Annotated in this window: 19 protein-coding genes; 3 read left to right on the plus strand and 16 right to left on the minus strand. The window is 44.8% G+C overall.

The genetic code is table 11. The annotated features are described in order from the left end of the window. Positions 1-200: 200 nt before the first annotated feature. Both MHB64_RS24030 and MHB64_RS24035 read right to left on the minus strand, forming a co-directional pair. Positions 201-437 (minus strand): hypothetical protein, encoded by a 237-nt coding sequence (locus MHB64_RS24030; protein WP_042191032.1) that lies wholly within the window; start codon positions 435-437, stop codon positions 201-203. A 237-nt stretch (positions 438-674) separates the two neighbouring features. Then, complete coding sequence (locus tag MHB64_RS24035) at positions 675-1,316, minus strand: bifunctional 2-keto-4-hydroxyglutarate aldolase/2-keto-3-deoxy-6-phosphogluconate aldolase (protein WP_341135515.1); 642 nt, start codon at positions 1,314-1,316, stop codon at positions 675-677. 345 nt (positions 1,317-1,661) lie between these two features. Between MHB64_RS24035 and MHB64_RS24040 the strand changes: the two genes are divergently transcribed. Then, a complete protein-coding gene (locus tag MHB64_RS24040; protein ID WP_341135516.1) occupies positions 1,662-2,612 on the plus strand; it encodes a sugar kinase in 951 nt (316 codons plus the stop codon). Between the two features lie 401 nt (positions 2,613-3,013). Here the strand turns inward: MHB64_RS24040 and MHB64_RS24045 are convergent, their stop codons facing one another. The 6 genes from MHB64_RS24045 to MHB64_RS24070 all read right to left on the minus strand — a co-directional run bounded on the left by MHB64_RS24045 (position 3,014) and on the right by MHB64_RS24070 (position 10,275). Next, positions 3,014-4,030, minus strand: a complete 1,017-nt coding sequence (locus MHB64_RS24045; protein WP_094872683.1) for a LacI family DNA-binding transcriptional regulator — start codon at positions 4,028-4,030, stop codon at positions 3,014-3,016. A 73-nt stretch (positions 4,031-4,103) separates the two neighbouring features. Beyond that, on the minus strand, positions 4,104-5,222 hold the full coding sequence (locus MHB64_RS24050; protein WP_341135517.1) for a hypothetical protein: 1,119 nt from the start codon (positions 5,220-5,222) through the stop codon (positions 4,104-4,106). Next, the gene (locus MHB64_RS24055) at positions 5,219-5,713 is read right to left on the minus strand and encodes an RNA polymerase sigma factor (RefSeq protein ID WP_341135518.1); all 495 of its coding nucleotides are present in this window, start codon (positions 5,711-5,713) and stop codon (positions 5,219-5,221) included. The genes MHB64_RS24050 and MHB64_RS24055 overlap by 4 nt, the downstream gene beginning before the upstream one ends. A gap of 488 nt (positions 5,714-6,201) precedes the next feature. Continuing rightward, positions 6,202-8,886 (minus strand): ComEC/Rec2 family competence protein, encoded by a 2,685-nt coding sequence (locus MHB64_RS24060; protein WP_341135519.1) that lies wholly within the window; start codon positions 8,884-8,886, stop codon positions 6,202-6,204. A 117-nt stretch (positions 8,887-9,003) separates the two neighbouring features. Next, positions 9,004-9,522, minus strand: a complete 519-nt coding sequence (locus MHB64_RS24065) for a deoxycytidylate deaminase (RefSeq protein ID WP_042191041.1) — start codon at positions 9,520-9,522, stop codon at positions 9,004-9,006. 114 nt (positions 9,523-9,636) lie between these two features. Next, entirely contained in the window at positions 9,637-10,275 is a 639-nt protein-coding gene (locus tag MHB64_RS24070; RefSeq protein WP_341135520.1) for a ComEA family DNA-binding protein, read from the minus strand. Positions 10,276-10,461: 186 nt separating this feature from the next. On the opposite strand from MHB64_RS24070, the gene comER reads away from it, so the two are divergent. Then, entirely contained in the window at positions 10,462-11,307 is an 846-nt protein-coding gene (comER, locus tag MHB64_RS24075) for a late competence protein ComER (RefSeq protein WP_094877381.1), read from the plus strand. Between the two features lie 65 nt (positions 11,308-11,372). Here the strand turns inward: comER and leuS are convergent, their stop codons facing one another. From leuS to MHB64_RS24105, 6 genes are all read right to left on the minus strand, one after another. Next, positions 11,373-13,823, minus strand: coding sequence for a leucine--tRNA ligase (gene leuS, locus MHB64_RS24080; RefSeq protein WP_341135521.1), 2,451 nt, complete (start codon positions 13,821-13,823; stop codon positions 11,373-11,375). Between the two features lie 517 nt (positions 13,824-14,340). Next, complete coding sequence (locus tag MHB64_RS24085; RefSeq protein ID WP_042191048.1) at positions 14,341-15,408, minus strand: AI-2E family transporter; 1,068 nt, start codon at positions 15,406-15,408, stop codon at positions 14,341-14,343. A 309-nt stretch (positions 15,409-15,717) separates the two neighbouring features. Further along, positions 15,718-15,927 carry a hypothetical protein gene (locus tag MHB64_RS24090; protein WP_036677557.1) on the minus strand — a complete coding sequence of 70 codons (210 nt, stop codon included), beginning with the start codon at positions 15,925-15,927 and terminating at the stop codon, positions 15,718-15,720. Positions 15,928-15,941: 14 nt separating this feature from the next. Further along, positions 15,942-16,463: a PRC-barrel domain-containing protein gene (locus MHB64_RS24095; RefSeq protein WP_042191050.1), complete on the minus strand. Its 522-nt coding sequence runs from the start codon at positions 16,461-16,463 to the stop codon at positions 15,942-15,944. Positions 16,464-16,562: 99 nt separating this feature from the next. Continuing rightward, the gene (locus MHB64_RS24100; RefSeq protein WP_094873704.1) at positions 16,563-17,708 is read right to left on the minus strand and encodes a cysteine desulfurase family protein; all 1,146 of its coding nucleotides are present in this window, start codon (positions 17,706-17,708) and stop codon (positions 16,563-16,565) included. A 231-nt stretch (positions 17,709-17,939) separates the two neighbouring features. Beyond that, on the minus strand, positions 17,940-18,389 hold the full coding sequence (locus MHB64_RS24105; protein WP_094873709.1) for a DUF523 domain-containing protein: 450 nt from the start codon (positions 18,387-18,389) through the stop codon (positions 17,940-17,942). A 125-nt stretch (positions 18,390-18,514) separates the two neighbouring features. Here MHB64_RS24105 and MHB64_RS24110 point away from each other — a divergent pair, with 125 nt between their 5' ends. Beyond that, complete coding sequence (locus MHB64_RS24110; RefSeq protein ID WP_094873702.1) at positions 18,515-19,189, plus strand: SOS response-associated peptidase; 675 nt, start codon at positions 18,515-18,517, stop codon at positions 19,187-19,189. 123 nt (positions 19,190-19,312) lie between these two features. Here MHB64_RS24110 and MHB64_RS24115 read toward each other — a convergent pair whose 3' ends face one another. Further along, the gene (locus MHB64_RS24115; protein ID WP_094873700.1) at positions 19,313-20,410 is read right to left on the minus strand and encodes a glycosyltransferase family 4 protein; all 1,098 of its coding nucleotides are present in this window, start codon (positions 20,408-20,410) and stop codon (positions 19,313-19,315) included. A gap of 25 nt (positions 20,411-20,435) precedes the next feature. Then, positions 20,436-21,644, minus strand: coding sequence for a glycosyltransferase family 2 protein (locus tag MHB64_RS24120; RefSeq protein ID WP_341135522.1), 1,209 nt, complete (start codon positions 21,642-21,644; stop codon positions 20,436-20,438). Positions 21,645-21,741: the final 97 nt, after the last annotated feature.

Raw genomic sequence — 21,741 nt, forward strand, 5'->3', positions numbered from 1 at the left:
GAAACTTCAATCATTCAAATACTCTTTTGAATAACTTTATAACAAAAATGACACAAGTATAAACGCCTTCGGCATCGCAATATGGCCGGCAAGCGTTTAGGTAAGAAATATCTCCCATTTCCAAAAAAAACGGCTTATCCTCCTATCGGAAAAGAAGCCGTCAGTAAACAAGAAAGAACCTTAGAATCGAGCACATAACTCTATTTATATAACACAATCTTGCAGAGCATGAACACTGCGTAGTTGTCCCTAGTTTCATCATCCACAACATACGCCTCTCCATTCTCAAAAATATGAGGGTTATTGTAATTCCGCTCTAATCTATAGATCTGGCCCTCCGTCACCTTACAACCATGGAATGCCGACGCAATTTCTACGTATTCCGCATCCTCTTCATCAGCTGCAAGATACAGCTTTTTATCATGATAAGCAGGCATATACTCACTCCCGGTCCGATAATAAACCATTCCAATTCGTAGACGTCAGTCAAACATCATAACTCTTCTACTTTATAGTTTATTGCCTTTGTCCTCATTCTATACTTTATGAAAACATATAATGTAAGAAAATCCGAATGTCGGAAAATAAGTATACAAAAAGGTTGTACGGCTGACATGTGTCAGCTATACAACCTTCAATAAATCTATTTATTCGAAATTAAGAAACATACCTGATCAAATACCTTTTATCTCTTTAAATTTTGCCACATACTGAGCCGCAAGATCGGTAATCTGATCGTATCGTCCATCCTTCGCAGGTGCAGTCAAATTGCCCCCGATACCTACTGCTATACAGCCGTTGGCAATCCACTTTTCCATATTATTCAGATCCACGCCACCTGTTGGCATAATGTTCACATGTGGCATAGGGCCTTTAACCGCTTTCACATAATCCGGACCAAACGCACTGCCAGGGAACAGCTTAAGCACATCCACACCAAACTTCAATGCTTCCTTCATTTCATTTAATGTCATGCAGCCAGGCATGTACGGAATCCCATAAAGATTACACATTTTAGCTGTCTCCGCTTCAAAAGAGGGACTGACCACAAATTCCGAGCTTGCAAGAATGGCTATTCTCGCCGTTAATGGATCAAGTACAGTTCCTGCTCCAATCACTGCGCGATCTCCGTACTCCGCTACCAATCGTTTAATCGCCACATCCGCGTCCGGAGTAGTAAAAGTCACCTCAATATTATTCAAACCGCCTTCGATACAAGCAACGGACATTTTAAAAGCTTCCTCAGCACTATCAGCACGAATTACGGCTACAACTCCAACGGACGCCACATTCTGCAATACTTTCATTTTCTTCATCAGTAGACTCCCTTTCTCTTGGTACGATCGTAGATGAATATGAAATACTAATTTAGATAAACTTTTTTATTAAATTTACTAATTAAAACGATATAATCTATAATCAGATAGTAATAATAATACGGTTAACAGTCAATACATTTTTATGGATATAGAGATATCAATTTGTTAAATTGACCAATAAACCCTTGTATTATACGGATTTTTTGGTCGATTATTTTCTTTTCCCCAAAACACCATACGAATTAAAAATCATTCTTTTATTGTACAAAACCGATTTATGTGATACTTTCAAATTATACATCATTGTACTGGGATAAATTCATTACCCTAGGAGGAACTCAAATGAGTAAACAGTTAGATGCCGTCACTTTCGGGGAGCCGATGGCGATGTTTTATGCGAATGAAACGGGTCCCCTGCATGAAGTGTTTTCGTTCTCCAAAGCGTTGGCAGGTGCCGAGAGCAATGTAGCTACAGGCTTATCGCGCTTAAATCATCCTACAGGTTATGTTACGAAGCTTGGCGAAGATAACTTTGGTCATTTCATTGCGCAAGCAATGAAGAAAGAAAACATTGATACCGCCAACATTACTTTTACTAAAGAAAATTCAACGGGTATGTTAATCAAATCAAAGGTTGTTACTGGCGATCCTAAAGTCGAATACTTCCGCAAAAATTCCGCAGCCTCCAAGCTTAGTCTGGTTGATTTTGACGAGGCATACTTTAATGCTGCAGGACATTTACACGTAACAAGTATCTCCGCCGCCTTATCCAAGAGCTGTCATGAATTCTCTGTTCATGCTATGGAGTTTATGAAGCGACAAGGAAAGACGGTCTCTCTCGATCCAAATCTGCGCCCTAGCTTATGGCCGGATACAGAAACAATGGTGAAGACGATCAATGATCTGGCTACACGCTGTGATTGGTTCCTTCCAGGACTCGGTGAAGGCAAGATTCTTACAGGTCTAAGTACACCAGAAGAGATTGCGGACTATTATCTGGCGCGTGGCGTCAGCTTAGTCGTCATCAAGCTCGGACCTGAAGGCGCTTACTATAAATCCGCGGAAGGAGAAGGTTATGTAGACGGGTTTAAGGTAGCGCAGGTCGTTGATACCGTAGGTGCAGGTGATGGGTTTGCCGTTGGTGTAATCAGCGCAATGCTGGAAAAGCTTCCGATTGTTGAGGCCGTCAAACGCGGCAATGCGATCGGTGCGTTAGCCGTCATGTCGCCTGGCGATATGGATGGACTTCCGACCCGTGAGGAGCTTGCGAAGTTTATGCAGCAGGAGGTTTAAGCACATAGATTTGAGTCAGCTTTCGCAACATAATCTCTGTAAACTTCTGTAATTCTCATAAATAGCTGAACGCAACCAAATCTACACAACATAGCTGTACTCTATACAACTATATCGAGTCAAAATCGTTTCTTCTCACCTTTAATTGCACTTTATACATTTAACAACCAGGTGAACATCGCTGTCAGCAATTTCCCGCAGAAATAACTGCACAAAATACAATTAAACTCTCAATTCAGGAAGCACAAACTAAAATAGTTGTAGAAAGTACAATTAACCATAAGAAGAAACAACAACGTTGCAGCCTTATAATCTAGTAGCTTGGGAGTTTTATTATTAAAAAATGCCGTCTCACAGTTGATCTGTGGAACGGCATTTTTTTGTGCTTCTATAGCTTGTAGTCAGTTATATAACTTCACAGATTGCCCTTGTTGCAAGGACGGCGGGAATCGATAGGTGATTGGAACGGAAGCACCCTTGTCCTCAATACAAGAGAGTATAATCTTAGCGGCTTGCATACCCATTTCGTATGCAGGCTGACGAATCGTTGTAATGACTGGATTATAAATTTGCGCGAATTCCGCATCATCTATACCGATGACAGACAATTGTTCCGGAATAGCGATCGCATTTCGATTCGCATATTTCAAAATCTCTGCTAGCGTGATATCGTTCGTAGCCAATAGCGCTGTCGGAGGGTCCGGCAATGCTAAAAGGCGCTTCAGTCCTGTAGCTAATTCTTCTTTTGGCACACTACAGATATATTCCTCACGCAGAGGTATGCCGGCTTCTTCCATCGCTTTTTTATAACCACTGATCCGCTCTTTACGAGGGGTAATCGCATGTTCACCTAATGGAAGGGATACGAGAGCGATTCGCTCATGTCCTTGCTGAGTCAGCTGCCCCACACCTATCTTGACCGCCATTTCATTGTCGAGCAGCAAACTCTGCGTGGTGATTCCATCTACTAGACGATCCATAAACACTAGCGGAAAGTCAGACTCGATCAGCCGACTGTAAGCAGACGGATCGTTCCCTGTCGGAAAAATAATTAAACCGTCCACCTGTCGGGCGACTAAGGTTTCGACGTACTTACTTTCTTTTTCCGCATTCTCATCGGCATTGCATATGATTACTTGAATCCCGTGTTGCTGCAGCTCGTTCTCGATCGCCCGGATACATTGAATAGACAGCGAATAATCGATATTAGCAACGATGATTCCGACCATATGCGTCCGATTCTGTTTCAGACTGCGCGCAAGTCCATTCGGTTGATAATTGAGCTCCTCGATCACAGCCTCAATCCGATTCTTCGTCGCTTCACTCATATATTTAAAACGTTTGTTCAAAAATTGGGAGACTGTACTCTTCGACACTCCCGCTTTTTGAGCCACATCATCAATCGTTAACTTCTTCATCGCTTCGGCTCCGCTCTTCTCAAAAGAAAATTACTTTATCAAAAAGTATAGCTTTTATTGGGTGAATTATCTACTAAGGAGTAGAATTCAAATAATCCATATAAAGCTTATTTTGTTGCTCTTCCGATAAAAAAGCCCAATTCTCATCCAGCCACCCCAATCCAGCTTTCATAAGAATATCCGCTTTACGTTGTTCTCCGCCCACTTTATAATCCATGAGTAATGTTTCTCCCTTAATCTCTTTAAAACCAATTGCTGTAGCAGATGTTGGAATGCTCATGGTCTCCATATCATAAAGTACGGTTTTCTCTTTGTACTTTTTATCCCCTACATGTTCTAAGTAACTAAGTACGAGTTGCTCATGCTCCTTATCAACAGCAATGATTGACTTGTAATCTAATAATGTAATATCAAAGGATTTAAGCGCGATCGGTACCACAGTTTCCCCAGCCATTGCTTTTTTAACATTAAGCATTGAGATTTCAACATCCTCATACATACCTACACCAAGAGTCTTTTTGTAAGAAGTTAACAGGATATAATCTCCCGCTCCATAGAATCCATTCAAATATTGATAAGTACTTGCACTTCCAGCATAAAGAGGAAATGTATAAATCCTAGTAGCCGAAGAAGCCGATAGCTCCGTCTGGTCCTTCGAGCTCAGGTAAAGGGTGAACGGTTCTGTAGGATGTGTGTACTTTGGCTTCTTGTAGTCCACCATCGGAGGGGGCGGCGACCAAAGGATTCCCGCTGTTGTCTCAACGGCATATGCTTTAGTCTTATCTCTGCTCATTGGCAAAGGCATGTAGTATTTCTTACCGCTAATCTCAAACTCTGCTGGACTTGTCGGAGGCTCTGACGCTTTGTCATTAGTAACAGGAGTAGAAGAAGGTAGTATCGCTGCGGCTTGTGACTGCACCGATGAAGATTGGACTGGACCATGACTCTTCCATGCGCCTATAGGCAAGTTAAGTGCACCTATCAACAAAATCATAGCCACACTGGTCAGTAACACACTTTTGTTTATTCGATAACGTCCGCGACTTTTATTTTTTAGCACAGCAGCCTGCTCAATCCGCATCATCAGCTCAGGTGTAAAGCCATCTTCAATAAAAGGTCTTTTGCCTGCTTGCGCATACCAATCAGTCTGTCCGATCATCACTGGATTACTATTATCAGCTTTGCCTTTCATTCTCTCTCCTCCTTCTGAATGGCTTGCTTAACCTTCTCCCTCGCTCGCGCGAGTCGAGATTTCACAGTCCCTTGTGGTACATTCAGTAAATCGGACATTTCGCCGATCGATAGTCCATACTGAATATCCAGTACAAGCACCTCTCTATTCTTATCTGGTAGGTTCATAATAATTTCCCAGATTCGGTTCGCATACTGATTGCCGAGCGCTTCTCTTTCTGCAGACGGAGCATTTACAGTAACAGGTTGATCTCCAAATGGTATGAATCTGCGCCAAAAGCTATTTTTGCTCCAGCTGAAGGCTGTATTTCTAGTAATCGTGAGCAGCCAGGTCTTCATCGACGATTGTCCCCGGTACTTCCCCACATTTTTATATGCCTTCAAAAATACTTCTTGGCTAATATCATTCGCTTGCTCACGGCTTCTAGTTAAGAAAAAAGCATAATTCCACACATCCGATCCATACGCCTCCATCATTTCCCGCAAGGTCATTTCGACGCATACGCTTCTGCATATGGCATATCTTCGCTTAGCATGTTTCGTCTCACCCCTTGCCTAATATGACTTTCCAAACTTGAAAAAGTTCCCTATAAAATAAATAATTAGGTTTTACATTACTTAACAGTATATTCTCTATATCTGTCTATTAAAAAGCACCACCGATGAACGTCTAAACGTCATCGGTAGTGCTCGGATATCTGATAGGGCTGATCTGAATCTTGATTGTTGCTCTCTTTGTAAGTTTGTCGCCCGTAATCGGAGGATAATGATAAACCTTGCTTTTCTCCGGACTCAGATATATCTGTAAAAAGCGTTCTATTGCATTTCGTGCAATAGAACTTGATTTTTCAACGCCATAGAGAGTATCTGTTGCACTTCATGCAATAGATACTCTTAAAATCCACAGAAATAGGCGCTTTTCCTCATTTTGAGTGTACAAAGTACAACAGAATGAAGATCCCGCTATCTTGGAGTGCGTTCTATTGCACAAAATGCAATGCCTCCACCAACTTATATCGCACTTCAACCCCCTCTGCCCGCACCCGCATCTGTATTTCCCCCTGCTGATCCGTCCGGAAAATAGATGCTTGGTTGTCTTGCAATCGCTCCAACACCTCAGCTTTCGGATGACCATACAGATTATTAACACCCGCTGAGATCACCGCTGCTGCAGGCTGCCAGAATTTTAACCAAGTTTCGCCAGTGGATGTCTTGCTCCCATGGTGAGCCACCTTCAACACATCAATGACAGGTCCAGTGCTAATCCCCTTTTGCTTAGCCTGCTCTACAATCTCCTCCTCGGCTTCCAAATCCATATCTCCGGTGAATAGAAAGTTCCTACCATTCATCTCTAAGCGAAAAGCTACCGAATCGTGGTTCTGCTCTTCCAGTAGAGGAATGCCATTCTGATAAGGATTACCCGACGCTTCTCCACCCCTTCCCTCCGGCCATAAAAAGGACAGCTTCGTCTTATCATCCGGGGAAAGGGTCTTTCCTTGATGCACAGCATACAACTGAACATCCCTCTCTAGCGCAGTCCGCATCATCCCCATATAAAACTCGCGATCAACTATTGTCCCATTAAAAAGCAATGCCGAAACCGGAATCTCTTCCAACACGGCTTGAAGTCCTCCGGCATGATCCTGATCTCCATGTGTCAAAATAATGACATCTAAACGGTGGATACCACGTTTTTTCAGCAGAGGAACCAGCACTTTAGCGCCAACCTCGAACGGACTTCGGCGAACGCGCCACTCTTCTTTTTGACCAAAGTTTAAGGTTCCGCCACCGTCCACTAGAATATGTGCTCCGCTCGATGTAGTGATGAGAATGCTGTCGCCTTGTCCAATATCCAGATAACTAATTGTACCTCTGCCTGCTTGACCGTCCGACTGATAACCCCAATACAGCAGCATCCCCAGCCCAACTGCCAACAGTAGAACAATCGCCCCGCTCCAGCGTCCAACCTTGGAACCATCAATAGCAAACTGTGAATTCCCCACATTCCCAAACCCACCGTGACTGTTCACAGGTAAACCAGCCTCCGTTAATGGTCTCGTCTCATCCTCCATATATTGCGGTGCAGAACGAGCTTCCTTTCTTAGCTTGGCAACATACAGCAGACCATACAATAAAACATAGTACACCCCGATACACAGCAGTGAAGGTGAGCCCCAAATCAAAACTCCACCGGCAAATTTATTGATCCATTCCACAGCGAAAAAAGTAAAGTTATTCAGCAGCTCCGTAACATGCGCCAGTACGTATGCAGCATCTTCCCACAGTCGTCCAAGCAGTAGTGCAAGCGTCCCTAGCGGCAATACTACAAAGGTAATCAAAGGTACAAAGACCAAATTGGCGACAAAGGACAGTAGCGAAAACTGATTAAAATAATAAATCGTGAGCGGGAAAGAAACTAATTGGGCCACTAACGTCACAGAGACCGCACCTTTAAGCCAGCGTGGCAGTATGCTCAAAAGAGGATTCATAAGCGGAACGTAAACCATTAAGCCAAGGGTCACCAGAAAAGACAGCTGGAAGCTGACACTGAGCAGCATATAAGGATTCCAGATCAACATAACCAGTGCCGATGCCGCCAAAATATTCAGTCCATCCTTCAGCATCCCAACTCGTGCAGCGAGCAGGGCAATCATACTCATCAGCCCCGCACGCACAATGGACGGGCCCGCACCCGACAAGAGGACATATACAGGAACGAGTATGAAGGTGAGCGTTAGTGCCGTCTCTTTTGTCAGCCGTAAGCGCCTGAACAGAAATAAAAGAACGCCTACATACACCGCTACATGCATACCTGAAATAGCGAGAATATGCGTTAAACCAAGCTGCGAGAACTGCTTAAAGGTATCCGGATCGAGATCATCCTGCATCCCAATGATTAAACCCTTCATGTACCCAGAGTGGCGTCCTTGAAAAAGTTGGTCCAGCTCCGCCCCAAGGGCCGTCCGCGCGCTGTCATTTAAGCGAAAAATCGTTAACGGACTCCATGAATCTGGCACAGTTACCCTTACATTTTCCGCTCCCTGCCCCTTCAATAGCCAATGAATCTTCTTTGTATGTAAATAAGCACGGTAATCGAAGCCTCCAAAATTACGTGCTACTGCAGGCTCTTCCAGCACGCCATTAAGCAGCACCTCATCCCCTCTTCGCCACTTTGCAGCAACAGTAATTTCATGCTCGGCCAGAAGTTTGATCTGCACTGCGATTAACTCACCCTCACCCTCTACCTTTTCATCCTGCTCTTCCACAGGATCAGATGCTTTTTCATCTCCCTCTGCAAGCAGGTTCATATGTGAGAGCTTCATTGTAAAATCAACCCGATCCCCATCCCGTTCCACAACGGAAATGATCATGCCTCTAGCTTCCACGGGACTCCCATTCAACTCTGCAATCGTGCTACCCAGCGCTTCAGGTATTCCGCTAATATTTCGAGCTTCGTTCCAATTCCAATATCCAGCCGCTAAAGAAATGGATAAACACAACACGGCTATGTATTTCCAGCTTACTGTTCCCCACACCCTAAGACTCACCAGTAAAAGTATTAATCCTGCCCACGCCAATAGCAGTCCGCTCCCTGAGCTTAAGCAAGCCGCTGCGCTTCCAGCCACCCAACATACTGTAAAGCTTAACAAGGGTCTTTCCTTCACGTGCCCATTCCCCTTTCACAATACTGGATACAAAAAAAGAACCTCTGCATACGCCATAAAAGCGCACGAGAGGTTCTTCCTCAAGCCATCTTATTAAATTGGTGTTATACAGATCAGTTATTCCGATACTTTGATCATCGTTTCACTTGGCGGCTCATAGTTCTCCAATTGGCGAAATATGATACCCTTGGCAGCCATCATCGCTTCAACCTTTTCCATATCCTTACGGTAAGGTCGGTAATACACGATTTCCACGATACCACTGTTCGCCAGCATATTGGCGCAGGTCCAGCAGGGCTCATCTGTCACATAGACGGTACTGCCTTCCCGATCGATCCGGTCTGTAAATAGCAAAAGATTCTGTTCCGCATGAATCGTGCGAATACAGCGCTGTTTCTTCACCATCGTCTCTACGCCATCCACGATTTCCATTTCATATTGCTCCGAGAGCATACAGCCTGCCTCTGAACAATCAGGTACGCCCATTGGCGCCCCGTTGTACGCTGTTCCTAGCAGCTTCTTGCCTTGTACCAGTACAGCACCCACATGTCGGCGATTACAACGTGAACGAGTGGAGACCATACAGGCAATGTCCATGAAGTAAGTATCCCAGTCTTTACGATAAGCAGCAGTCATAATCAATCTCCATATCCTTCTAAATAGTTGTTAACTATTGTAACACATCCCCGCAAGTATTCACTAGGACAACGGTTGTAGCACATTCAACAGTACCTTCAATACCCTTATATCTTAAAATATTACTAAAGGCTTTAGCTTTTCCAGCATTTTGGGCCCGATCCCCTTCACCTTCCCCAAATCTGACAGACTACGAAAAGCCCCTTCACGGTTGCGGTACTCGATTATAGTCTGTGCCTTCTTCTCTCCGATGCCCGGGAGATCCATCAGCTCCTTAGCACCCGCAGTGTTCACATTTATTTTACCTTCCTGTGAAGCGACTGGCGTGGTAACCTCAAGCGCCTCCAAAGCATTCTCTCCAGTAACCGTTGTCCCTTTTTCATCTACTGGAGCCGGGACAGTATGATCTGCTTGTGCAGTATCCTTCACCTTCTGAGCAGCATCAGACTTATCACTAACTTCAGCCTTTCCGGCACTATCAGTTTTCCCAGAAGCATCAGTCTTCCCAGTGGCTTCGGCTCCCACTGTAACTTTCCCAGCACATTGCTTATCTACCTTCGTCTGCTGGCCTCCCACTTTGCCCTCTGTAGCCGAAGCTTCATCTGGCTCAGCGACTCCAATCGCTTGTTCCATGCTTCCATTCAAGGTCTCCCATCCGGCAATGCCGGAATCCCCCTTACTCCCAGCAGCCCATAACAGTCCGCTACCTAGTAAAGCTACAGCCACTCCGAGCACTATACTCCCTTTATTCAAAATGCACTCCCCCTCACGAAAATTCGTCCTATACTTTTTTGTGAATCTTCATACATTCCTTTAATTGGAATTCCCTTTAATAATTCATACAAAACCTGTCATTTGTCCAAGGCTATCCTGCATACATATAACGAAGAGAATTCATGTCAGTTAGTAAAAAGCAATGCTAGAAAGGAGGAACCACAGGTGAAAGTAGGATTTATCGGAACAGGCAGCATGGGCAGCCTGCTGATCGACGCCTTTCTTTCTTCCGGAGCGCTAGAACCGTGTGATGTGCTTGCCAGCAACCGCAGTCTGAATAAGCTGCTGGAGCTTGAGAAGCGTCACCCCGGCATTTCCATTTGCGGAAGCAATAGGGAGACAGCGTTAGGAAGTGATATCGTTTTTTTATGCGTAAAGCCGCTTGAATTTAAAACATTAACCAATGAGATCGGCTCATGTCTCCGGAGTGAGCAAATCGTCGTATCCATTACAAGTCCAGTTCAATTGCATCATCTGGAATCCGCTTTGCCGTCCAAAATCGCTAAGATTATCCCAAGCATTACGCACTGCGTCAAGAGTGGGACTTCACTGTGCATTTTTGGCAGCAGGCTTAATAAAGAAGACAGGCTTGTACTGCTACAGCTATTGTCTTTCATAGGTGTCCCCTTAGAAATCCAAGAGGCACATACCCGAATCGCTTCTGATTTCTCCAGCTGTGGACCTGCGTTCTTAAGCTATTTCATTGAGCGCTGGATTGAAGCAGCTGTTGAGGCCACTGGAATTGAAGAGTCATTAATCAGCCGACTTGCTGGTGAAATGCTGCTGGGTACAGGAAAATTGCTAACAGAAGGTGAGTTTACCCCGCAAGAGCTTCAAGAACGGGTCGCTGTTCGCGGCGGCATTACCGCAGAAGCGTTAAACCACTTACGTACCAGTCTAGATGGTGTATTTGAACGCCTCATCACGACAACGCATGATAAATATGATGAGGATGTTATTAAGCTTGATGAACTATTCGGACATGACACTATTAATCAAGGTCCGAAATAACGTTAGAACAACAAAGCCCGCAGCACGGATTTCTCCGATGCTGCGGGCAGAATTGCGTTCTTCGCTTAACCCACTACAATATTTACAAGCTTGCCAGGAACCGCAATAATCTTGCGTACAGTTTTACCTTCTACAGCTGCACTTACATTAGGAAGTGCCAGCGCATGAGCTTGCATTTCTTCCTGACCCATATCCAGCGGAATCAATGCGCGTTGTACGATTTTACCATTCACCTGAATAACGATTTCAACCTCAGCATCAACTGTCCATGCTTCATCATAAGTTGGCCAAGCCACGTAGCTGATGCTTCCTTCATGACCAAGCAGTTGCCATAGCTCTTCAGCAATATGCGGTGCCAGTGGTGACAACATTTGCACAAAATGTTCGGCAGCTTCATGGGACAACGTTTCTTGCTTGTAGGCATCGTTAATGAAAATCATCAACTGGCTAATCGCCGTATTGAAACGCAGATGCTCGAAATCCTCAGTAACTTTCTTAATCGTTTTGTGCCAAGTACGTTTGAACTCTTCCGTTCCGCCATCTGCTGTGATTTTGGAATTGAGCTTACCTTCCTCATTCACGAACAGGCGCCATACACGGGACAAGAACCGGTGAACCCCTTCAACACCCTTTTCATTCCAAGGCTTGGTTGCTTCCAGAGGGCCCATAAACATTTCATAGACACGCAGTGTATCTGCACCAAAAGCTTCAACAATCTCATCAGGGTTGATGACATTTCCGCGTGATTTACTCATTTTTTCATTATTATTTCCAAGAATCATACCTTGGTTAACCAGCTTATGGAAAGGCTCTTTCGTTTCTACTACGCCGATATCATAAAGCACTTTGTGCCAGAAACGTGCATAGAGCAAGTGAAGCACGGCATGCTCGGCTCCACCAATGTACAGATCCACTGGAAGCCATGCTTTTTGCTTCTCTGGGGAGCACAGCTCTTGATCGTTTTTCGGATCAATGTAACGCAGGTAGTACCAGCAGCTGCCCGCCCATTGCGGCATGGTGTTGGTCTCACGGCGAGCCTTCATACCAGTCTCAGGATCGATCGTTTCCACCCAATCTGTTACATTGGCAAGTGGAGACTCCCCAGTACCCGATGGTTTGATCGCATCTACATCAGGCAGTACCAGCGGCAGCTGATCAACCGGAACAGTCTTCATTGTACCGTCTTCCAGATGCAAAATTGGAATCGGCTCTCCCCAGTAGCGTTGACGGCTGAACAGCCAATCACGCAGACGATAGGTTACTTTACCTTTACCTACGCCCTTCTCTTCCAGCCAAGCAATCATCTTCGCAATTGCTTCGTCATTCTTAAGGCCATTCAAGAAATCAGAATTGACATGCGGTCCGTCTCCGGAATATGCTTCTTCTTCAACGTTGCCACCTTGCACGACTTCCACGATATCCAGGCCGAATTGTTTAGCAAATTCCCAGTCGCGTGTATCGTGACCTGGAACCGCCATGATCGCACCCGTTCCATATCCGGCAAGTACATAATCTGCAATCCAGATCGGCGTCTTAGAACCATTCACAGGATTGATTGCATACGCACCCGTGAATACACCGCTCTTCTCTTTAGCCAAATCTGTACGTTCAAGATCGCTCTTATGAGAAGCTTTCACACGATATTCTGCAATCGCTGCGCGTTGTGCTTCTGTTGTAATGGCATCAACCAGTTCATGCTCTGGTGCTAATACGCAGTAGCTCGCTCCGAACAATGTATCTGGACGTGTTGTAAACACGGTCAGGCTAGCGTCGTGACCTTCAATTTCAAAGTTCACTTCTGCACCTGTGGATTTGCCGATCCAGTTGCGCTGCATATCCTTAATGCTTTCAGACCAATCCAGCTCTTCCAGATCTTCTAGCAGACGCTCAGCATATTCAGTAATTCTCAGAATCCACTGACGCATCGGTTTGCGGACAACCGGATGTCCTCCGCGCTCACTTTTACCGTCAATAACTTCTTCGTTGGCAAGTACTGTACCCAGTGCCTCGCACCAGTTAACAGGTACTTCTGCTACATAAGCCAAGCCTTTGTTGTACAACTGGATGAAAATCCACTGCGTCCATTTGTAATAATCTGGATCTGTAGTGCTGATCTCGCGATCCCAGTCGTAGGAGAAACCCAGCGATTTGATCTGACGACGGAAATTATCGATGTTCTTATCTGTAAAATCACGTGGATGCTGACCAGTATCCATGGCATACTGCTCTGCAGGAAGTCCAAAAGCATCCCAGCCCATCGGGTGCAGCACGTTAAAACCACGCATCCGTTTGTAACGGGATACGATATCCGTTGCTGTGTAGCCTTCTGGATGACCTACATGCAGTCCTGCACCTGAAGGGTACGGGAACATATCCAGTGCATAGAAATTCGGTTTGGTTGGATCTTCACCTGTCTTAAAACTTTTGTTCTCATCCCAGAACTTTTGCCACTTGGGCTCAATAGCCTGTGCCCGGTAACCGCCGGCAGGTATACTGTTTGTTTGATTGTCGCTCATTGTCTGCTCCTCCTTGGAGTGTTACTACTTAGATTTCTTAACCAAGCATAAACTGCCATCGGCATCCTTATAAGGACGGTAAGCGTTTATGCGAGAAATATAAGACATGAAGTATTTCGTGAAACCTATACCCTCTTATATTTACAAAAAAACCTCCCATCCCTAGCGTATTATCGCTAGGGACGAGAGGTTATAATTCCCGTGGTACCACCCTAGTTAGCGGCTGAATATACTTTATTCTGCCACTCACTTTGCACCCTTTAGCGGGGGTGAGGCGACGACGGTTCACCTAGGACATCCATTATATCTAGTGGATATCCTGAAACTTGCGCCGTTACTCCGAGGTGAGTTCACTCCGTTCCGTTAACCGGCTCGCACCTTAGTGCCGGCTCTCTGCAATAACGGTATAGAATTAATACTCCTCATCATCGATCAACTATATATACCGACTGTTCATCAGTAATATTCCCCAACATTATATACAAAACTGTTGACTATAGTCAATGTTTTACCCTATTTACACGGGCTTTCGTTTGATTAAATACGTCATAAAGTGTTGAATAACGACTTTTGCAGCCGCGAAGAACGGTACAGCAAGGATAAGTCCGATCATCCCCGCCAATTCACCGCCAACCAGAAGTGCAAAAATAATGAGCAGCGGATGCAAATGCAGCTTCTTTCCCACCACCTGAGGTGAGATTATGTTACTTTCCACGATTTGGCACACTGTGTTAACCACTGCAACCAACAGCACTAAACGGAAAGAAACCGTCGAAGCCATTACAATGGCTGGTGCAGCCCCCAAAAAGGGACCCATATACGGAACAATATTGAACACTGCCACCACACTCGCAAACAATAAAGCATATGGCATTCCGATGATGGCATAACCGATATAAGCAAGCACACCTATAATAATGCAGACCAGAAACTGTCCACGAATGTAGTTGCCGAGTGCATCATCGATATCTTTTAACAAAGTTACAATCGACTTACGGCGTGCGCGGGGCAGACAAGACACCACCGTCCGCTCAAACACATCAAAATCCTTCAGAATATAGAACACTAGAAACGGTACAATGAAAGCATTGAACAGCACATTAATCGTTGTCCCTATATTATCGAGAAAATTAGAGATCCCTTCGGCGAGACGACTTTCCAGTTGAAAAAACCAGTTGTTCATCCCCATTTCGACCCCGGGCGGGATTAGTCTAGAATTCATATGTCGCATCAGCCCCTGGGCTTGCAGCGTCATCTCTGGCAAATGTTCATTCAACTCTTCAAGCTGCTCGATAAACATCGGGATAAGGTTAATTGCGATCACTGCAATCGCCGTTAGGAATACTGCATATATAAGTAGAACAGCTACACTACGCGGCATCTTCCGTCCGGCAAGCATACTAACGACGGGATTCAGCACGTAGGAAATAATCATAGCTGCCAGAAATGGAGCAAGGATTGCCTTCAAAAATACAAATATCCCCTGCAGCATTGGACGAAGCAACCAAACAAAATACAAAATGATCAAGGAGAGCAGCACTCCGATCATCCAGCGGAACCACTTACTTTGGGACCATTGCTCCATGAGTGTACCCTCCTGCGACTGTAGCCTGGACTAGCTTCGTAAATAAGTATATGTATGGCCGCAGCAAAATAACCATCAAGCACACAAAATAACCCCACAAAGTGAGGCCTGTGCTTCGATGCTGATTCAGGTACTTTGCGGGGAGCCCCAAAATACCCCTACAAAGTGGGGCTTTTTCTTCGATGCTGATTCAGGTACTTTGCAGGGAGCCCCAAAAAAAGCGCCAATAACCCTGCAGCTGTTTCAACTGTAAGGAGATTGACGCTTTAAGTACCTAGATCATTCTTGCTTACAAAGCAAGATTCATAGTTAAGACGACGCATGAATTTGCGGGAAATCCTGAGTCATATCATCCCCGGAGAACAGATCGTCCAGAGAGCTGAGAGTGCCATCTTCTTCCACCTGATACACCGACATTTTCTCGCCGTTTACCGTCAATTCAATGAAACAGCCCCAGCAATAGAACTGGTGGGAACCAATCTTTCCGATATCTTTAGAGTTACAGTTTGGACACTTCATATAATACATTCCACCTATCCGTTAACAATATTAATGGCTTTTTGTAGCCGTTCTTCGCTCATTGCAGGAACCATTAAAGCATTCTCACCAATGGACATCTCATCAGAACAAGGCAGCCATTTGCGGCCTTCGATCAAATCAGTCACAAGCCCGTCACTGATTTCCAGCGCTCCTATTGTGTTTCCCAACTTTTGGTCAAAATAAACATCCGATATTCGTCCAAGTATAGTTCCAGTTGTAGTCAGTACTTTCAAATCCTTAAGTTTGTTCTTTCCTAATAGAAAAGTACAAGGTATATGATCGGCATCTGTCTTATCAATCGACTCTTTACTACGAATCATGACAGCATCCTCGCCGTAGGCCACAATATCTTTCCATGCCACAAATTTCACATGGCCGCCAAAAAAAGATTTGCTTTCCAGTTCAATACCCGTAATATTCCAGTTTGAATCGAGTAGGATATCGACAATCTTGCCGATTTCATTCCCCTCTTCAACTTCAAATACAGCCAAGCCGATCAGATCTTGAAGTCTCATGGCTGCCTCGGTCCCCTCACTTTGAGTGTACTTACGAGTTCTCAGAAAGCCAAAAGCCCGAATCGCCCCGATACAGATCGAAACCTAGAGTAACTAGTCTCATTTACGTAGGCGATTCAAAATGGTTTCAACTTTTCGAGCAACGTACTCGATTTCTTCAGTAGTATTACCCAAACCGATACTAAATCGAATCGCAGACTCTAAAATATTTTGAGGAAGTCCCATTGCTCTCAGAACATGAGATATTTCCAGGGATCCTGAGGTGCAAGCTGAACCGCTTGCTGCCGCAATTCCCTCCATATCCAGGTTCATCAGCATAATATCTGTCCCAGCCCCTGGGAAGCTCAAATTCAGAATACTAGGTAAAAAATGCTCGGTATTACCGTTAAGCGAGTAACGCTCCTGTCCAATCAGAGAATCCAGCTCCTCGAGTAGTCTACTGCGCAGGAGCTTCATATTCTGTTGACGTTCTGACAGACCCTCAACCGCTATTTCAACGGCTTTGGCAAACCCTGCTGCTCCGGCTAGATTCTCTGTTCCGGCACGTCTGCCGCGCTCCTGAAGGCCGCCATGAAGTCTTGGATGCAGTGGCGCTCCACTCCGAACATATAAACCACCGATCCCTTGAGGCCCGTTGATCTTATGAGCAGTAAAGCTCATGTAATCTACTGGAAGCTCCCGCAATGTAATTGGAAGGGCACCAAGAGCTTGTACAGCATCTACATGGAACAGAATACCCCGTTCTTTGGCAAGCTGACCAATCCCCTGGATGGGCTGAACGGTGCCGACCTCATTGTTGGCATACATTACGCTGATCAACACCGTGTCTTCCTGCAATACAGCCTCTACGTCTGTAACAGATACCCTGCCCGTCGAATCCACAGGAAGATAGGTAACTTTGAAGCCTTCCTTTTCTAGCTCTTCGCAGGTATGTAACACTGCATGATGCTCGATCTGGGTGGTGATAATATGTTTTCCTTTATGGGAAACTGCAGCTGCTGCTCCATAGAGCGCTAAATTATCGCTCTCGGTGCCGCCTCCAGTGAACACCCACTCGTCAGGTGAACAGCCCAAAAAGGCGGCGATATTATCGCGCGCCCCGTTCAATATTCTTTTAGCTGAACGCCCGAACTGATGTACACTAGATGCATTTCCGTATTGTTCTGTCATTATATTCAGCATGACCTTAGCCACCTCGGGATGAACCGGGGTTGATGCGGCGTGGTCCAAATAGATGGATTTCATATTCATTTCTCCGCTTCTAGAGTATAGGAAACTAGTTCTTCTAAGTATATAAGAAGGTATAAGTTTCACCTTATACATTATTCTTATAATTCTCGCTTAAAACGCTAACCGTCCTTAAAAGGACGCCGAAGACGTTTATACTTGCAACTATTAAATTATACCGCGCGAGAAGTGAGTTTTCCACAAGCGAAAGAACACAATATTGTAATCATTTCCCTATGAAAGCTAGGATTATAATAGCCAGTTCTCTTCAGAGGTTACCTCAATGCCATTTTTTCTAAGTAAAGCTGTAGTAACGCCATTTCCCGCTATTTTCTTCCCTTTGAATTCCCCATTATAAATCATACTGCTGCCGCAAGAAGGACTGTTTTCTTTAAGCACTACCATCGTAGCTGATACCTCTTGGGCTTTTGCAAGTGTGATATAAGCACCCTCTAAATACATATCTGTAACATCTGTACCTGATCGATCCACTACTTTAGCCGTTCCTGCCAGCACATCCTCGCCATTCCCACCAATGATTTCAGCTGGTTCTCTAGGCGTTGCGAATCCTCCCAGCAATTCTGGACACACAGCAATAGCTTGATTCTCATTCAAAAGCTTCTGGATTTTCTCATCCAAACAATCCGTACCATTATATCTCACCTTCATGCCAGCTAGACAAGAGCTTACCAAAATCACCAATGAGCACCTCTTTCTTCATTCATTCCGCTTCGTTTATAATAAGAAATATTCCGAGCATAACATGATGAAATTAAGCTGTAAACGGAGTGAACTTCTAATCTACTGACTAGGGAGTGTAAATCATGTGCGGACGCTATACAATAACCGTCACTATGGAAGAGTTGATGGTCAGATATTTTGCGAATGATTCAACCATTATCCACTATGCCCCTAAATATAACACTGCGCCCATGCAGCAAATTCCGGCAGTCATTCATACAGGCTCCAGCAATAAGCTTGGGGAACTGCGTTGGGGTCTGGTTCCTTCATGGGCAAAGGATGACAAAATCGGCAGTAAAATGATCAATGCACGGGCAGAGTCACTACTGGAGAAGCCTTCTTTCAAGCGCTTAGTAAGCTCACGCCGCTGCATTATCCCTTCTGATGGCTTCTACGAATGGAAGGTGCAAGGTAGCAACAAACAACCCATGCGGATCGTGATGCGCGATGGGGGGATTTTCTCCATGGCCGGATTATATGATATTTGGATGGACCCTGAGGGTAATAAACTAAGTACCTGCACGATTATAACGACTACTCCGAACGATCTAATGGCTGAAATCCATAACCGCATGCCGGTTATTTTGAAGCCTGAGAATGAGACAGAATGGCTGGATCGGGGCAATCAGGACATTACCTCTCTAATAAAGCTCCTGAAACCGTATGATCAACAACTAATGAGAACCTATCCAGTTTCCACCGCTGTCGGAAATGTTAGGAATGATACTGAGGAATTAATTGAAGAAGCACAAGCATAAACGCCTTTGGCGTCCTTATGAGGATGGTAAGTGTTTATGCGAGAAATAGAGGATAATTTATAACGTAAGCATATAAATTTTTATATTAAAAAAACATCTTAACCCTGCGGCTTAACCGCAGAGTTAAGACCATCGACGCTCGATCTTAGATCGGCGTCTGATCAATTGATGAGCCATCTGGAGAAATCTATCCGCATACAGCCCGGAGGAAAGATTGTTTCGGATATGCCATTCACCATTCATCCTAATTCTGTCCCGCAGTGCAGGATCATGCATTAAAGATAAAGCAGCATTCACAGCTTCATCCAGCTGCCCTCTTGTGTATATTTTTCCAGTATGATTATTAATGACAAGTCTCCGAATGCCATCCGAATCCGTAGTAAGAACAGGACAACGACACAACATCGCCTCGGCTACGGCGTACCCAAATCCCTCGAGAATAGAGGTGGAACAGAGCAATCCTCCTGAGTCACCAATAATGCTCATATAATCTGCCATTTGCCCATGAGGAACATTGGAATACGAAATCAAACGTGAAGAAATCCCTGTCTCGGCTACAAATTGTTCGAAACTCTCTTTTTGCTCCGGCTCAAACAACGTATCATCCTGAAAAATCCATAAATAAAGCTCGGGATGGATCGCCAGCAGCCGTTGTCCGATTTGTAGAAACTCTCTCCAGTTCTTATTCGTTTGAATTCGTCCTACCCAGCCGAGGATAGGAAAGCTTTTGGCGGGATAATTGGTATATCCAAACTGATCGCAATCGATCGGATTGTCAAAGCAATATTGAGAAATGGATGGGAATCCACCTTTGAAAAGCGTCTGCAAATGGGTCGTTTCTGGATAGAGCAGCGCATCGGTTAGCTTGTGAATCCGCTCATTAAAATTACTAATAACTTGCTCCGCTTCATCTAACGTCCCCAATCCCTGCACCTCAAAAACAAGCGGCCCCTTGTAACCAAACCCTCTGAACCTCTCCGCTAAGTAAATATCCGTACACACTACAATCAAGTCAAAAGCTTCTCGAGTGAGCAATCCCCTGATCTCGTCATCATTATTGGTAATATAGGTTTGAATATTAGGGATATTTTGTTGCCCTTTTCCAGGGTGTGTGTACAATAAATGACACTCTACACCGCGATCATGTAATGCTTGGCAGCGCACTCGGTTCAGGGTTTGCATGCCGCCGCTCGGGTTGAAGAAGGTGAACAAAATCTTCATTACGATCACTCATTCACATATTATTTTAGGAAAAATGGATTTTCAACAAATCATACAAATCTGTGCTTCGAAACAGCTCATTATAGTAGTGAGTTTTGGTCGATGGGACATGTCTATGCCGGAATCCAATCAAGCTATGATCATCCGTATAATAATTGGAGATCGTGTCTCCACCGGTAGTAACCAAAGCCTCCAGCATGTATTCAATATCGAGAGCTCCTATGAAAATTTTGGGACCTAAAACTATCGTGTAGGGAGTGGACAAGTGCTCTAGCGCTCCACAAATCGCGTGCGACTCCACAACTCCTGGCATGTAAACAAACTCAGTTGCAGGATGAGGGATTGAACCAATTAGAGCAGATGGTTGACCCGTAAGTGATAAATCCAGCACCCGGCACTCATAATTGCTATACGTCTGTTCATACAAATTCTCTATCCTCGCTATTTCCTCCGCACCAGCATTTACTACTGGAAATAAAACGGTAATCATGGGAGGAATCCCTCTACGGAATCGCGCCTGATGGCGGGTCAAGTGGTACGAATATCTCCATCTCCGATGATTTTCAGTGGAATGTAACTGTGCAGATACACTAAAGGTAGAGTCCACACGATAATTCACCAGCTCCACGGGGATAAAGCGAATATCACAATGTTCAGCAAGTCTCAGCCAGTAATCATAATCCTCCACCGGCTCCATTCCGTACCCCCCAACAAGCTTCGCAACCTGCGATTTGTACATGAAAGAAACACCAATAAGCGAGTAATCCAGCAATCTCTCTTTGGGCTGTGACTGGTAATTTCGCTGAGTAGCTAGCTGATGTTCGTTATGAAGCAGGTTCCCCTCGTTATCTATACTTTGAAAAGAACTGTACACGATTCCTAGCTCCTGCGGCCCCTTCACTAGTGCCCCTCGAAGGATTTCGAGAAAACGGGGTTCATAAACATTATCGCTGGAGACCCAGCTCAAATACTGAATACTGGGTTCGCTAAATAAAAGATCAAAGCCCGTATTCAGCGCATATGCAATACCCCTGTTCTGTTCATAAGAGATAATAGTTACCCTTGGATCCTCGGCAATTATAGATCTCACAAGCGGTTCCATTTCTGGCGCACCATCAATTACAATGATCAGTCGAAATTCGGTGAAGGTTTGGCGCAGAACAGACTCCAGAGCTTGCCGGAGGAATTCCGGCTTTTGGGTATACAAAGGCATAACTACTCCTACATCCGCCATTATTTTTACCTCTCTCTACATTGGAGTATAAAATTAGTATATTTAAATTCCACCTTTGTGCCTGTGTGAATGCCTCTAAGAGCTTTTATTGCGCCTA

This window comes from Paenibacillus sp. FSL K6-2859 (assembly GCF_038008265.1).
Classification (GTDB): Bacteria; Bacillota; Bacilli; order Paenibacillales; family Paenibacillaceae; genus Paenibacillus_AQ; species Paenibacillus_AQ nitricinens.

Excerpts from the sequence above, each read along its gene's own strand:
- MHB64_RS24030 (WP_042191032.1), bottom strand. The coding sequence starts at position 437 with ATGCCTGCTTATCATGATAAAAAGCTGTATCTTGCAGCTGATGAAGAG.
- MHB64_RS24035 (WP_341135515.1), bottom strand. The coding sequence starts at position 1,316 with ATGAAGAAAATGAAAGTATTGCAGAATGTGGCGTCCGTTGGAGTTGTA.
- MHB64_RS24040 (WP_341135516.1), top strand. The coding sequence starts at position 1,662 with ATGAGTAAACAGTTAGATGCCGTCACTTTCGGGGAGCCGATGGCGATG.
- MHB64_RS24045 (WP_094872683.1), bottom strand. The coding sequence starts at position 4,030 with ATGAAGAAGTTAACGATTGATGATGTGGCTCAAAAAGCGGGAGTGTCG.
- MHB64_RS24050 (WP_341135517.1), bottom strand. The coding sequence starts at position 5,222 with ATGAAAGGCAAAGCTGATAATAGTAATCCAGTGATGATCGGACAGACT.
- MHB64_RS24055 (WP_341135518.1), bottom strand. The coding sequence starts at position 5,713 with ATGACCTTGCGGGAAATGATGGAGGCGTATGGATCGGATGTGTGGAAT.
- MHB64_RS24065 (WP_042191041.1), bottom strand. The coding sequence starts at position 9,522 with ATGACTGCTGCTTATCGTAAAGACTGGGATACTTACTTCATGGACATT.
- leuS (WP_341135521.1), bottom strand. The coding sequence starts at position 13,823 with ATGAGCGACAATCAAACAAACAGTATACCTGCCGGCGGTTACCGGGCA.
- MHB64_RS24085 (WP_042191048.1), bottom strand. The coding sequence starts at position 15,408 with ATGGAGCAATGGTCCCAAAGTAAGTGGTTCCGCTGGATGATCGGAGTG.
- MHB64_RS24090 (WP_036677557.1), bottom strand. The coding sequence starts at position 15,927 with ATGAAGTGTCCAAACTGTAACTCTAAAGATATCGGAAAGATTGGTTCC.
- MHB64_RS24095 (WP_042191050.1), bottom strand. The coding sequence starts at position 16,463 with ATGAGACTTCAAGATCTGATCGGCTTGGCTGTATTTGAAGTTGAAGAG.
- MHB64_RS24100 (WP_094873704.1), bottom strand. The coding sequence starts at position 17,708 with ATGAAATCCATCTATTTGGACCACGCCGCATCAACCCCGGTTCATCCC.
- MHB64_RS24110 (WP_094873702.1), top strand. The coding sequence starts at position 18,515 with ATGTGCGGACGCTATACAATAACCGTCACTATGGAAGAGTTGATGGTC.
- MHB64_RS24115 (WP_094873700.1), bottom strand. The coding sequence starts at position 20,410 with ATGAAGATTTTGTTCACCTTCTTCAACCCGAGCGGCGGCATGCAAACC.
- MHB64_RS24120 (WP_341135522.1), bottom strand. The coding sequence starts at position 21,644 with ATGGCGGATGTAGGAGTAGTTATGCCTTTGTATACCCAAAAGCCGGAA.